The organism is Hymenobacter sp. GOD-10R, from assembly GCF_035609205.1.
GTDB lineage: Bacteria > Bacteroidota > Bacteroidia > Cytophagales > Hymenobacteraceae > Hymenobacter.
This window is the reverse complement of record NZ_CP141184.1, coordinates 2728119-2741717: the sequence shown is the minus strand read 5'-3', so window position 1 is coordinate 2741717 and position 13599 is coordinate 2728119. Positions and strand designations below refer to the sequence as shown.

The following is a 13599-nucleotide window of genomic DNA, read 5'->3' as shown; positions in this document are numbered from 1 at the left end:
TCTCCAACCCTGCACAACCAATGGTTGGGGAGGCACACCAGCCTTACGCAAGCCTAGACACACGTCAGGAAATTTCTCGTAACATGAAATCACTAGTACCACTTATTTTACTGGCCGTGGGGCTACCTGCGTTGGCTCACGGCACGGCTGCTCCCAATGCTCCTTATTTTCACCTAGCAGCGACAGGTCCTATTACCGGTAAAGTATTAGACGAAAACGGCGCCGCGCTACCGGGCGTGACGGTGCGGGTAAAAGGCACTACGGCCGGCACTACCACGAACCAAGACGGCACGTTTACGCTGAGCGAAACGCCGGAAAACGCCACGCTTATTTTCTCATTCATCGGCTATAAGTCGCAGGAAGTCACGCCTGGGCGCGACGGCAGCCTCATCGTGCGATTAGCCCCCAACCAAGGCCAGCTCAACGAAGTGGTAGTGGTCGGCTACGGCACTCAGCAGCGCAAAAATCTGACGGGCTCCATCGTGAAAGTAGACCCTTCAGATACCAAGGACATTCCAGTCGGCAGCTTTGATGCGCAGTTACAGGGCAAGGTATCCGGCGTGCAGATTTCGTCGAACAGCGGGGTGCCGGGCCAAGCTACAAATGTGCGGGTGCGCGGCGCCACCACCATTAATGGCTCCAATACGCCGCTGTACGTGGTGGATGGCGTGTTCATGAACAACAACAGCCTGCAGACCATCAGCACCGGCGGCAAAGCTAGCTCACCGATTGCCGACCTAAACCCGGCTGATATTGAGAACATTGAAGTTCTGAAGGATGCCGATGCTACGGCGCTCTACGGGGCCCGCGGCGCCAACGGTGTCATTCTCGTGACAACCAAGCGCGGCAACTTCAACCAGAAGCCGAAGATCAGCCTGAACGCATCGGAGGGTTGGGCCAAAGCGGCCAAGCTGTGGGACCTAGCTACTGGCCCTGAGCACGCGACACTAGTGAACGAAAACTGGCTGAACACCACCGGCACCACGCCGCACACCTCCGAGAACCGGCCGTATCGCCCAGTGTCGCAGGGTGGGCGCGGATTGCCAGAGGAGCAGCCGACCTACGACCGGCTGAGCCAGGTGTTCCGCACGGCGCGGTTGCAAAACTACGATTTGTCGGTGTCGGGGGGCAGCGCTAGCACGCGCTACTACATTGGGGGTGGTTATACGAAGCAGGAGTCTATTCTGCGTCCCATTGATTTCCAGCGGGCTAGCTTCAAGGTCAACCTCGATCAGCAGATTTCCGACAAGGTGCAGATTGGAGTGAGCAACTCGTTTTCGCGCACCTACCGTAATGAAGGCCGGGCGGGCGATGGTCCGGCGGGCGGCTTGCTGCAAGCGGCTTTGCACACGCCCACCCTGCTCTCTCCCTACGATGCTAATGGGCAGCTCGTAGGTCGGGCTAGCTTCGACAATGTCGAGTTACTCGTTAATAATTACGATGTCAACTCTACCAGCCTGCGCTACATCGGCAACCTGTACGGCGACGTGCAGCTGCTGCCGAACCTGAAGTTTCGCACCAGCTTTGGGGTTGATTACAACAACTACGACGAGTCGGAATACTGGAATACGTTCCTGATTGCAGGCGCTGGCGTGGGTGGGCTAGCTACGTCCAGCGTCTCGCAATACACTTCCTTGCTCAACGAGAACACGCTGACCTACCGCCAGCAGTTTGGCAAGCACGGCCTGGGTATTGTGGTGGGCAATGGATTGCAGAGCGACACCAACGGGCGCACGTTTGCCCAGGGCACAGGCTTCCCGAACAACTCTTTCAAGGAAATTTCGGCGGCTTCCGTCACGAGCAGCACCCAAAACTGGTCGGGTTATCGGCTGGCTTCCTTCTTCGGCCGCGCCGACTACAACTTCAACGACCGGTATTTGCTCAACGTGAGTTTCCGCACCGACGGCTCCTCGCGCTTCGGCAAGTCGAACCAGTGGGGCTACTTTCCGAGCGTGGGCGCGGCCTGGCGCATCAAGCAGGAGAACTTCTTGCAAAACGTACACGTGCTGAGCGACTTGAAGTTGCGCGCCAGCTACGGCCTCACCGGCAACCAGAACGGCATCGGCAACTTCGCGGCCCGCGGGCTGTGGAACGGCGGCTCGAACTACCTAGGCTCAGCAGGCATTGCGCCCCAGCAGCTCTCCAACCCTGACTTGAAATGGGAGCAAACCTCGCAGGCCAACATCGGCTTAGACGTGGCTTTCTTCGATGGGCGGCTAGGTTTGGAGTTCAATGCCTACCGCAAATACACCAAGAACGGCCTCATTCAGCTGACCGAACCGGCCACGACGGGCTTCAGCTCTTACTGGGCCAACGCGGTGGAGGTCAGCAACAAAGGGGTGGAGTTTGCGCTGAACTCGGTGAACATTCGCAAGGAGCAGTTCACTTGGAACACCAACTTCAACATTGCTAGCAACGTCAATAATATTGAGAAGCTAGCTACCCCGACTAAGTTCGGCAGCCGCGACCTGATTTTGCAGCAGCAAGGCTCACCGCTGTACTCGTTCTGGCTCTACGAGCAACTGTATGTGGACCCGCAAACCGGCAACGCCGTGTACCGCGACGTAGATAGCGACGGCAAGATCACAGCCGCCGACCGCCACATTGTGGGTAATATATGGCCGAAGTTCTTCGGTGGCCTCACCAACTCTATTACCTACAAAGGCTTTGATGCCAACGTGTTGCTCTCTTTCCAGTACGGCAACAAAGTATACAATCACAACCGCTTCTTCGGCGAGGGTGGTGGGGCGCGGGATGAGGCGCGCGTCATTTTCGCCAGCAACCTAAAGCGCTGGCAGAAGCCCGGCGACGTCACCGACGTGCCCAAGCCCGACGGCATCAACGTGAACAACTACCTCGACGGCGGCAGCCGCTGGCTCGAAGACGGCTCTTTCCTGCGCCTGCGCAGCCTGAGCCTCGGCTACACCATTCCCGAGCGCCTGACCAAGCGCCTACTCGGCGGCTCGGTGCGGGTGTACGCCCAAGGCACCAACCTGTTCCTGCTGACCAAATACACCGGCCTCGACCCCGAATCAGCGTCCAGCAGCGACGCCAACCAGCAAGGCATCGACCTAGGTACGCCGCCCCAGCCGCGCAGTCTGCAAGTGGGCATCAACGCCACTTTCTAGTCAATGATCAGTGACCAGTTATTCACTCGGTCACTCAGCTACTCAGCCACTTCTATGTCACTTACTTACCTAAAAATAGCCTCGCTTTTTTCCACCGTCGCCTTGGTTTTAAGTCTGAGCGCGTGCGAGCAGTTCTTGGACGTGGCGCCGCGCGAATCCATTGCCGATGACCAAACGATTGTAGACCAGAAATCGGCCAGTACAGCACTCAATGGCGTGTACAGCGCGTTGGCGAGCGGTGGCTATTACGGCACCAGCTTTCAGTCGATTGGCTACCTAGGGGGCGGCGATATTCAGTGGACCGGCACCCAATCGCAGGTGCAGGAATTCATCACCCACAACGTGCGGGCCGACAACTCAACGATCAGTACCGTGTGGTCGGCCATTTACGTGACCATCAACCGGGCAAACCACGTCATTACTAACGTGCCTAAGGTGAGCGACCCGCTGCTGACGGATGCGCTGCGCAATCAGTACCTCGGCGAAGCGTATTTTATCCGGGCCCTGGCCTACTTCGACCTAGCTCGCACGTTCGGCGGGGTTCCGATTATCACGCAGCCTACGCTCACGGCCACTTCCAACCAAGGCATTGCCCGCGCTACCCAAGCCGAAACCTATGCCCAAGCGCTCAGCGACTTAGAAACCGCCGAGCCGCTTTTGCCCAACCCAACCACGGTGCAAACCGCTGACCGCTACCGAGCTACTCGCAAAACCGCGTGGGCACTGAAAGCTAGGTTGTATTTGTACCAGGGTAACTGGGCCGCGGCCGAAGACTACGCCACCCGCCTCATCAGCGACAATGCTAATTACCAGTTGGTAGCGCCTTTTAACGCGTGGTTTGCCAACAACGTCCGCGGCACGCGTGAGTCCGTGTTTGAGCTTTTCTATAATGGCACCACGGAGGTAAACGGCCACCGGGGGCAGTGGCAACCCACGGCCAACGGCGGCACCCGGCAGTGGGCTCCCAATAATGAGTTGGTGAACCTGCTGACTACGGCGCCCAACAACACGCCGAACGGCCGTAGCACGCTCATTTCCAGCGTGAACAGCACCACTTGGTACGGTAATCTCTACTACCGCAGCCCCGGGTCCGACCCTAGCTACATCTTCCGCATCGCCGAGTTGTACCTGATTCGGGCCGAGGCGCGGGCTCAGCAGAACAAGCTCTCCGGCGCCCTAGCCGACCTGAACGCCGTGCGCACCCGCGCTGGCCTAGCTGCCAGCACCGCCGCTTCGCAAAGCGACATTTTGCTAGCTATTGAAAACGAGCGGCGCTTGGAGTTTGCTCTGGAGCCGCACCGCTGGTTCGACCTAGCACGCACGGGCCGCGCCACGGCGGTCTTCAAAGACCCATTGAATAACACAACCGCGCTGCCCTCCTTTCGCCTGCTGCTGCCCATCCCGATCAGCCAGATTCAAGTCGATGCCGCGCTGACACAAAACGCTGGGTACTAAGCGTAGTCGTTCAGGCGGAGCGCCTCACCCCCCAGCCCCCTCTCCGAAAAGGAGAGGGGGAGCCAGTCGATTAAGCTATTGGTTACTAGCAGTTGGCTTTTGCGAAACTAGGGCGAATAGCCAATAAAACCGGTACAGGCTCCCCCTCTCCTTTTCGGAGAGGGGGCTGGGGGGTGAGGCGCTCCGCCTGAACGACCTTCCAACTACACGCAAATTGCTTCGATACCTCTCTACACAACCCACTCCCTTTCCTTCCACTCATTCTTTCGAACCCATGAGCACCACTTTGTCTTTCCAAACTACGCCGGTGCAGGAGCGCCCAGCGGCGCCGACGTCCGCAGTGCCGACGCAGACGCCGGATCGGTGGTCTAGCTTCGAGAAAGGGCTGTTCCGCTTCGCTTTCCTGTACTTCTTCCTCCAAATCGTGCCGCTCGATTGGAAGTATTACCGCGACGTTATTAGCAATTGGGCGGGGTTCTCGTTCGGTGATATTTTCCGGCTGGCGCACTACTCGCCCCGCTTTTTTGACGGCCCTGATTTCTTTGTCAACTGGGCTATTATAGCGGCTATTGCGGCCGTCGGAGCGGCCGTGTGGGGCCTGCGCGACCAAACTCGCACGAACTACGACACCTTATATTATTGGCTGCGGGTGCTGGCGCGCTACCGCTTGGCGGCGGGGCTACTGGCGTACGGCTTCCTGAAGTTCTTCCCGATGCAGTCGCCGCTGCCCTCGCTCAGCCACCTGAACACGCACTACGGCGACCTCAGCGACTGGAAAATCTTCTCGCTGAGCCTAGGTATCACGCCTTCGTACGAATCGTTTTTGGGGTTGGTAGAAATCCTGGGGGCGCTGCTGCTGCTCAATCGGCGTACGGCGAGCGTCGGGGCATTTATCGTGCTGTCGTTTTTGGGCAACGTGTTCCTCTCGAACCTAGCTTACGAGGGCGGCGAGTACGTGTACAGCTTCTACCTAATTACCCTAGGGCTGCTGGTTCTTTGGTACGACCTACGCCGTCTCAACAACCTGCTCACCCTGGAGCAACCCACGCAACCGAACCGCTTCCGCTTGGTGCTGCCGGCAGGGTGGCCACGCACGGCTAAATTGACGATGAAGGTGGGCTTCGTGTTCTTCTTTGTAGGGATTTATGGTGCTAAAACCTACGCGGCGTATCACGCGGGGCCTTACCACTACCCAGCGGCAGCCGGCTTGCCGAATGCGGCGGGCCTGTACAACGTGCGCGAGTTTCGGCTGAACGGCCAGGTGCATCCTTACTCGGCTACCGACCCGGTGCGCTGGCAAGACGTGGTGTTTGAAAAATGGGCCACCCTGAGCATTCGATCTAACAGCCCCGTCGTGCTCGACCAAAGCAATACGGAAATCATTCACCCCGACGACCTAGCCCGCAACTACGAATTTGCTGGCGCAGCCGGTCGCCACTATTACGGCTACACGCTCAGCGCTGACGGCCAGACGCTCAACCTTCAAAATCGCAACAAACTGGAAGGCCCTGATAAGCTGACACTGCACCTGACCCGCCCCGATGCGAATACCCTCGTCCTCAGTGGCACCGATGTGCAAGGACAAGACCTGTATGTGGTGCTAGAAAAGCGAAACAAGAAATACCTGCTCGAAGAAGCCAGCAAGACGGGCCGCGGCGCTGGCTCGAAGCTGTGATGCACTGATAAAATAGACCGTCATGCTGAGCGTGTCGAAGCATCTCTATCGCAATGCTAATCAATGGTATTGCAACGAAGCTGCAGAGATGCTTCGACACGCTCAGCATGACACGATGGTAGTATCAAATCTGATTAGACTCTTATCCTAATGGCTCCTACTTTCCTCACTGCGCCGCTGCCAACTACTGCGGCACCTGCCACCGACGCTCCGGTGCGCCGCCCTTGGAAGCCGTACCAGCGCGTTCTGTTCCGCATTGCTTTTCCGTTTTTCGTGCTGATGTCGCTCCCCAGTGACTTTGGGTGGTACAAAAACCTGTTCACGATTGACTGGCTGCACGGACACTACCGCGACGTGTACGACATTGCCCGCTTCTCGCCCACGTTCTTTCTCCCAGGCGGCACGGAGGGTGGCGCCCCGGCCCTACTCGGCTACGACAAGTGGTTTGTGGCCCTAGGTATTGCGCTGGTCATTGGTATCATTTGGACGCTGGTTGACCGCAAGCGCGAAGAATACGAGGTGCTATACTACTGGCTGCGCGTAATTGTGCGCTTCCGGGCGGGCATCGGCATCATTGGCTTTGGCTTCACAAAGGTGTTCCCCACGCAGATGCCCTACCCTTCCATTGGTCTGTTGAACAGTGACTTCGGCGACATGACGGCGCAGAAAATCTTTTGGCTTCAGATCGGCATCGTGCCGTGGTATCAGGTATTTACAGGCTTAGTAGAGTCGCTGGCTGGCGTGCTGTTGTTCTTCCGCCGCACGACCTTCCTAGGGGCGGCTTTGCTGCTCGGCGCCCTTGGCGATATTGTATTCGTCAACTTTGCGTATGATGGCGGCGTGCACGTGTATAGCTCCTACTTCGTGCTGCTAGCGGCGTTTCTGATGATTCAGGATATTCCGAACCTGTATAACCTGCTCATCAAAGAGCGGTACACGGTGCCGCACCACTACTACCCTAGGTTCCGCGAGGCGTGGCTGCGCTACACCAGGCTAGGTCTGAAAACGGCGACCATCGGTATTTTCCTGGTATACCTGACCTACCTCGAATACGAGAACTTCACCTACGACCCTTACAAGCAGCCCGCCCAAAGAGGCGTGGCGGCCCTGCGCGGCCTCTACAACGTGACGGAGTTCCGCCTCAACGGCCAAAGCATCCCCTACTCGCCCCTCGACAGCGTGCGGTGGCAGCAGGCCACGTTTGAGAAGTGGACTACGCTGACCTACAAGGTAAACCGTCCCCTGAAGCTAGACCTCTCAAACGGCGGCGGCTCGCCCATGCGCGACATCAACCGCACTTTCGAAACGACCGGTCTGGCCGGTGGCCAGCGCGTGTTCTACTACGATGCCGATACCATCGACCACACACTGTACCTGCAAAGTAAAATCCGCACCGGCAACGACCGCCGTGGCCGCCGCAACCGCGACGAAGCCGTTGCCCAGCGGCGCGCCCCGAAAGGCAGTAGCATTGCGGCCGCCCACACCAACGGCTACGGCGGCGACTTCGGCGGCAGCTACCTAGGTAGCAACGACGCGGAGCGCCAAGCCAAATACCAAGCCTCCCTAGCTGAGTGGATCAGCCCCACGGCCCTAGCCCACATCGGCGACGAAACCGCCAAGATTAACCCCAGCGCCTCCAGCACGCGTCGGGTGCGGGGCATCAAGGCCGAGCAACGCCCCGAAAAGCGCAACCATATGATTCTGACCTACCAGACCACCGACGGCGGCAAGCACGTCATCTTGCGTGGCCTCAACGAGAAAAAAGATTCGCTCTACGTCGTTCTCGACCGAGTTGACCGTAAGTACACCTTATCGGAGTCGACGTTGTCGGCCGGGCAGTACTAACGTGCCCCGGTCCGACGCCCTAGGCGTCCGACCGGTCGTCGTTGAACGAGCTTCGTGCTAATGTTGCAGTTGCCTTGTTTATAGGGCGCGGACCTTCGCAGCGAAAACCGGTTGGACGCCTAGAGCGTCGGACCGGGCCGTTCAACTCTCTCACTCTACTAAGCTCGGCGCTAAAAAACAGCCGCAGAGCTTCTTCATCACTCCATGGATAACTTTGATTATGATGCCGTTGTCGTTGGTTCGGGGCCGAATGGGCTGGCCGCTGCTATTGTGTTGCAGCAAGCCGGTTTGTCGGTGTTGCTGATTGAGGGCAAGAAGGACCTAGGTGGCGGTCTGCGCACGGCTGAGCTGACGCTACCGGGCTTTCACCACGACATTTGCTCCGCCATTCACCCGCTGGCGGCGGCTTCGCCTTACTTCCAAACGCTGCCGCTTGCGCAGTATGGCTTAGAATACATCACACCTCCCGTCGCGGCAGCGCACCCCTTTGATGACGGCACGGCGGCCGTTGTGCTTAATTCTCTGGCCGAAACGGCTCGCAAGCTAGGTTCGGATGAGCAGGCGTACCGCGATTTGATGGAGCCACTGGTTGCCAATTGGCCAAGCATTGCCAACGACGTGCTGGCGCCGCTCCACATTCCGAAGCACCCTATTAATATGGCGCAGTTTGGCTTGTCGGCGCTGCTGCCGGCTACCACGCTCACCAACCGCTTCAAGACCAAAGAAGCCAAGGGCTTATTCGCTGGCATGGCAGCCCACTCGATTCAGCCGCTCGAAAATATCACCACGGCGGCCATCGGTTTGGTGCTACTCACGGCGGCCCACCGCAAAGGCTGGCCGCTGCCAAAAGGTGGCTCCCAGCGTATTGCCGATGCGCTGGTGGCGCACTTTGTGGCCCTAGGTGGCAAGGTGGAAACGGGTACGTTCGTCCGCTCGCTGGCGCAGCTGCCGAAGGCCCGCGCCGTGCTGCTCGATGTCACGCCGGCACAACTCCTTCAGATTGCAGGCCATAGCCTCTCGACCATTTATCAATGGCAGCTACGACGCTACCAATATGGAATGGGCGTGTACAAGATTGATTGGGCCTTGGACGGGCCGATTCCATTCACGGCGGCCGATTGCCACCAAGCCGGCACAGTGCACCTAGGGGGTACGCTGCCCGAAATTGCCGCCAGCGAAAAAGCCGCTGCTAATGGTCAGCACCCTAGCAAGCCGTTTGTGCTACTGGCCCAGCAAAGCCTCTTCGACGACACTCGCGCCCCCGCCGGCAAGCACACCGCCTGGGCCTACTGCCACGTCCCGAATGGCTCCCGTGCTAATATGACCGACATCATCGAGCGGCAAGTGGAGCGCTTTGCCCCTGGCTTCCGCGAACGGATTATCGGCCGCCACACCTTCGACACGGCCCAGATCGAGGAGCACAACCCCAACTACGTGGGTGGCGACATTAACGGCGGCTTGCTGAATGCGGCGCAGCTGTACACGCGGCCGGCGTTGCGAGCTTCGCCTTATCGTACTTCTAAATCAGGGCTTTACATCTGTTCCTCGGCCACGCCGCCTGGCGGGGGCGTGCACGGCATGTGCGGCTACCACGCCGCCAACCGCGCCTTACGTGACGTGTTCAAGCTCAAAGCCCCACCACTTTACCAAGACTAACTTTCCCATCTTCTATTCTTTCCTCTATGTCCACCACTGTTTCCCCCGTTCTCACCAGAAGAGCATTTACCCTCCACGAAGATTGGGTGGTCGTCGTGCTCGGCGGCTTGCTTATTGGGCTTTCGTTGCTAGGTCTGCCGTTTGCGGTGCCGGTATTTAACTGGAACAATACGGCCGAGCTTACCGGCAAAGTCTTCAGCGCTGCTAACCTGCAACTCATTCTGGCGCAGTTCATTTACCTGGCCGCAGTAGCAGGCATCGGGGCGCGGCTCACGGGTAAGTCGGTACGCAACTTCGCACTGGGTTTTCCACTGGTGTATTTGCTGACGCTGCTGGCACTGATTGTGGCCGGTAGCCCGCAGGCGCGGGGGCTAGGTCTAGAGGCCGTTATTTTCAGCTTGTTGGCGGGGCTAATCGTTAGCAACGTGTTTGGCCTGCCCGACTGGCTGCGGGCCACGCTCACCACGGAGCTGTTTGTGAAGATTGGGTTGGTGCTGCTGGGCACGAGCGTCATTTTCGGCGATATCCTGAAAGCCGGTTCACTCGGGCTAGTGCAGGCGCTGGTGGTGGTGCTATCGGTGTGGTACTTCGCCTTCTGGACGTGCCGCAAGCTGAAAGTAGACGACGAGCTTACCATGATGATTGCCAGCGGCGTATCTATTTGCGGTGTGTCGGCGGCTATTGCCACGGCGGGTGCTATCAAAGGCGACCCCAAAAAACTTTCCTACGTCATTTCGCTCGTGCTCATCACGGCCATCCCGATGATGATTTTCATGCCCTACGCCGCGCATTGGCTAGGTTTATCGCAGGAAGTAACGGGCGCCTGGCTCGGCGGCAGCATCGACACGACCGGCGCCGTAGTGGCCTCGGGTACATTGGTAGGAGAAACGGCCTTGAAAATCAGCACCATCGTGAAGTTTTCCCAGAATGTGCTGCTCGGCCTAGCTGCCTTCGCCATCTCAGTATACTGGACGTACACCAATCACCCAAACGCTGCCGAGCCCGAAGGCAAGCCGACCCTAGGGGTTATCTGGGAGCGGTTCCCGAAGTTCGTGCTCGGCTTCATTGCTGCTTCGCTGCTGTTCTCTTTCTTCCTTGCCCCAGAAACTACCGACGCGCTGAAAGGCGGTTTGAAGAGCGCGCAAGGTTGGTGGTTTGCCCTCGCTTTCACTAGTATCGGGCTGGAAACCAACTTCAACGACTTATTCAAGCAGGAAAACAAGAAACCACTCTACGCCTTCTTGATTGCTCAGACGTTCAACATTTTCGTGACGTTGGGCATTGCGTATCTGCTGTTTCGGTAAAATAAACCTAGGTTGCTCAATCCCAAAACAAAAGCCTCGGCGTACGCCGAGGCTTTTGTTTTGGCTATCTACCCGTTCAGCCAACGGATGAGTTGTGTTTTGCATCTAGCTTGCACCACCTATTAATCCGTTTTACATGAAAGCTCTTCTACTTGTATTCCTGTGGTGTACTGCACTGGTTGCAGCGGCTCAATCCTCACCGCATCGCGCGGTGCCGAGCCCCAAGACGACAAAACAAACACAGCTAGAGGCACTGCTGAAGCAAGAAAACGTTCCAGGTATTCAACTGATCTACAGCCAGAAAGGCACTGCAACTGCCTACAACCTAGGTCGGCGCAAACAGGGCACTACGGAAGCTGTTAATGACAACACCACGTTTCAAGCGGCCTCGCTCGGCAAAGTGGTTCTCGCCTATCTCACCCTTCGCTTGTGCGACCAAGGCGTTCTAACGCTGGATACGCCTTTGCTCACCTACTACGCGTATCCGCGGCTACAACAGGACCCCCCCGCAGCCAAAATCACGGCCCGCATGGTGCTGGCCCACACCACCGGCTTGCCCAACTGGGCAGAAAACCCTCTGAGCACCGCTTGGAGTACCTCACCCCTACACCTGCGCTACGCGCCTGATAGCTGCTGGAATTACTCCGGCGAAGGCTATGTATTTCTGCAAAAAACGCTGGAGCACCTGACGGGAAAGTCCTTCCAGGCATTGGCACAGCGGGAGGTCTTTACCCCCTTACAGATGGCACATAGCAGCTTCGTCTGGCGCGATGCTTTTACCGCTAACGCCTGTTTTGGCCATGATGCTACGGGCAAACCTACACAGCAACTGCACTTTATAGACCCTTACGGAGCCTTCACCCTGCTCTCAACAGCCAGCGACTACAGCCGCTTTTTGCAGGCACTGCTAGCAGGTCGGGGGCTGGCACCTGCCACAGCTAAGCTACTGACCACTCAGGCCAACCCAGCCAACCGTTGCCGCGTGCCCACTACTCCTACTGATGCGGCTATTGCATGGGCTTGCGGGCTGGGCCTGGCAAATATCAGCCACGGTCCGGCCATCTGGCAGTGGGGCGACAACGGTGATTTTCAAGGCTTCTTTATGGCCTTTCCTGGAAAACAGGAAAGCATCGTTTTCCTGACCAACAGCGCTAATGGCCTAAAGATGACGGATAAAATCTTGCAGCTGTTCCTAGGGCCTGGTCAGTACCAAGCAATGCAATGGCTAGCGGAAGACAAGTAACGTGTTGTCTACACAACGTGTAATCAATCAGACCATTAACGATTCCTGAGATAGTTTCTCAGGGCATTTTAATCGAGTAGTCAGCGCCTCAACTATAACCAGACTGCTTCTTATTCGGTTGTGGCTAGGTTCTCCTTCCAACCAAAACAACTTATGGAATACAGACAGCTAGGGGCCTCGGGCCTGTACGTGCCCGTGTTGAGCTTCGGCACCGCGACTTTCGGCGGGGGCAATGAGTTCTTCAAAGCCTGGGGCAGCACCGACGTAGCGGAAGCCCGCCGCCTGATTGACATTTGCCTAGAAGCAGGTGTCAACTTCTTCGACACGGCCAACGTGTATTCGAACGGCATGGCCGAAGAAATTTTTGGGCAAGCGCTCGGCGACCGTCGCCAGGAGGTGCTGATCGGCACCAAGGCCACCTTCTCGATGGGCGACGGTCCGAACGATTTCGGCTCCTCGCGCCTGCACTTGGTGAAGGAGTGCGAGGATAGCTTGAAGCGCCTCAACACCGATTATATCGACGTGTACTACATGCACGGCTTCGACTCTCGCACGCCCGTGCAGGAAACCCTCCGCGCCCTCGACGACCTAATTCAGAGTGGCAAAGTACGCTACATCGCCTGCTCCAACTTCTCGGGTTGGCACCTGATGAAGTCGCTGTCGGTGTCGGAGCGCCACGGCTGGGCGCGCTACATCGGTCACCAAGTGTATTACTCGCTCATCAACCGGGAGTACGAGTGGGAACTGATGCCACTGGGCATCGACCAGGGCGTGGGCGCGGTTATCTGGTCGCCGCTGGCGAGTGGACGCCTGAGCGGCAAAGTGCGTCGGGGTCAGCCGATTCCGGAAAGCAGCCGCTTGCAGCAAGGCGGTGGCCAAGGCCCCGATGTGCCTGATGAGCTGCAATTTGCCATCGTGGACGTGCTGGACGAGCTAGCTGAAGAAACCGGTAAAACCATCGCCCAAATTTCGCTGAACTGGCTTTTGCAGCGCCCCACGGTAACGAGCCTCATCTTCGGTGCCCGCAACGAAGAGCAACTGCGCCAAAACCTAGGTGCCGTGGGCTGGAACCTGACACCAGCGCAAGTAGAACGGCTAGATAAGGTCAGCGACACGCCACCCGTTTACCCCTACTGGCACCAGCGCCAGCGGCCAGAGCTAAACCCACCGCCCGTGCAGATTTTCTAGGCGGAAGCTAGCTAACAAAAGAACGTCATGCTGAGCTTGCCGAAGCATCTCTAGCGCCAAAGTAGATGATTACCATTGCGGTAGAGATGCTTCGGCAAGCTCAGC

The 13599-nt window shown here is 57.9% G+C and carries 8 protein-coding genes; all 8 read left to right on the top strand.

The window, feature by feature from the left end:
• Positions 1-83 precede the first annotated feature (83 nt).
• The 8 genes from SD425_RS11010 (at position 84) to SD425_RS10975 (ending at position 13494) form a co-directional block, all read left to right on the top strand.
• Positions 84-3128 carry a TonB-dependent receptor gene (locus SD425_RS11010; RefSeq protein WP_324678428.1) on the top strand — a complete coding sequence of 1015 codons (3045 nt, stop codon included), beginning with the start codon at positions 84-86 and terminating at the stop codon, positions 3126-3128.
• Between the two features lie 54 nt (positions 3129-3182).
• Complete coding sequence (locus tag SD425_RS11005; RefSeq protein WP_324678426.1) at positions 3183-4583, top strand: RagB/SusD family nutrient uptake outer membrane protein; 1401 nt, start codon at positions 3183-3185, stop codon at positions 4581-4583.
• Positions 4584-4857: 274 nt separating this feature from the next.
• Positions 4858-6258, top strand: a complete 1401-nt coding sequence (locus tag SD425_RS11000; RefSeq protein WP_324678424.1) for a DoxX family protein — start codon at positions 4858-4860, stop codon at positions 6256-6258.
• 150 nt (positions 6259-6408) lie between these two features.
• Positions 6409-8103: a hypothetical protein gene (locus SD425_RS10995; protein ID WP_324678422.1), complete on the top strand. Its 1695-nt coding sequence runs from the start codon at positions 6409-6411 to the stop codon at positions 8101-8103.
• Between the two features lie 204 nt (positions 8104-8307).
• Positions 8308-9759, top strand: coding sequence for an NAD(P)/FAD-dependent oxidoreductase (locus SD425_RS10990; RefSeq protein WP_324678419.1), 1452 nt, complete (start codon positions 8308-8310; stop codon positions 9757-9759).
• Positions 9760-9785: 26 nt separating this feature from the next.
• Entirely contained in the window at positions 9786-11063 is a 1278-nt protein-coding gene (locus SD425_RS10985; protein WP_324678416.1) for a YeiH family protein, read from the top strand.
• Positions 11064-11199: 136 nt separating this feature from the next.
• Positions 11200-12306 carry a serine hydrolase domain-containing protein gene (locus tag SD425_RS10980; protein ID WP_324678414.1) on the top strand — a complete coding sequence of 369 codons (1107 nt, stop codon included), beginning with the start codon at positions 11200-11202 and terminating at the stop codon, positions 12304-12306.
• 153 nt (positions 12307-12459) lie between these two features.
• Positions 12460-13494 (top strand): aldo/keto reductase, encoded by a 1035-nt coding sequence (locus tag SD425_RS10975; protein ID WP_324678412.1) that lies wholly within the window; start codon positions 12460-12462, stop codon positions 13492-13494.
• Positions 13495-13599: the final 105 nt, after the last annotated feature.

Bases quoted from the DNA above. Each gene is read 5' to 3' on its own strand.
- SD425_RS11010 (WP_324678428.1), top strand. From the start codon at position 84: ATGAAATCACTAGTACCACTTATTTTACTGGCCGTGGGGCTACCTGCG.
- SD425_RS11005 (WP_324678426.1), top strand. From the start codon at position 3,183: ATGTCACTTACTTACCTAAAAATAGCCTCGCTTTTTTCCACCGTCGCC.
- SD425_RS11000 (WP_324678424.1), top strand. From the start codon at position 4,858: ATGAGCACCACTTTGTCTTTCCAAACTACGCCGGTGCAGGAGCGCCCA.
- SD425_RS10995 (WP_324678422.1), top strand. From the start codon at position 6,409: ATGGCTCCTACTTTCCTCACTGCGCCGCTGCCAACTACTGCGGCACCT.
- SD425_RS10990 (WP_324678419.1), top strand. From the start codon at position 8,308: ATGGATAACTTTGATTATGATGCCGTTGTCGTTGGTTCGGGGCCGAAT.
- SD425_RS10985 (WP_324678416.1), top strand. From the start codon at position 9,786: ATGTCCACCACTGTTTCCCCCGTTCTCACCAGAAGAGCATTTACCCTC.
- SD425_RS10980 (WP_324678414.1), top strand. From the start codon at position 11,200: ATGAAAGCTCTTCTACTTGTATTCCTGTGGTGTACTGCACTGGTTGCA.
- SD425_RS10975 (WP_324678412.1), top strand. From the start codon at position 12,460: ATGGAATACAGACAGCTAGGGGCCTCGGGCCTGTACGTGCCCGTGTTG.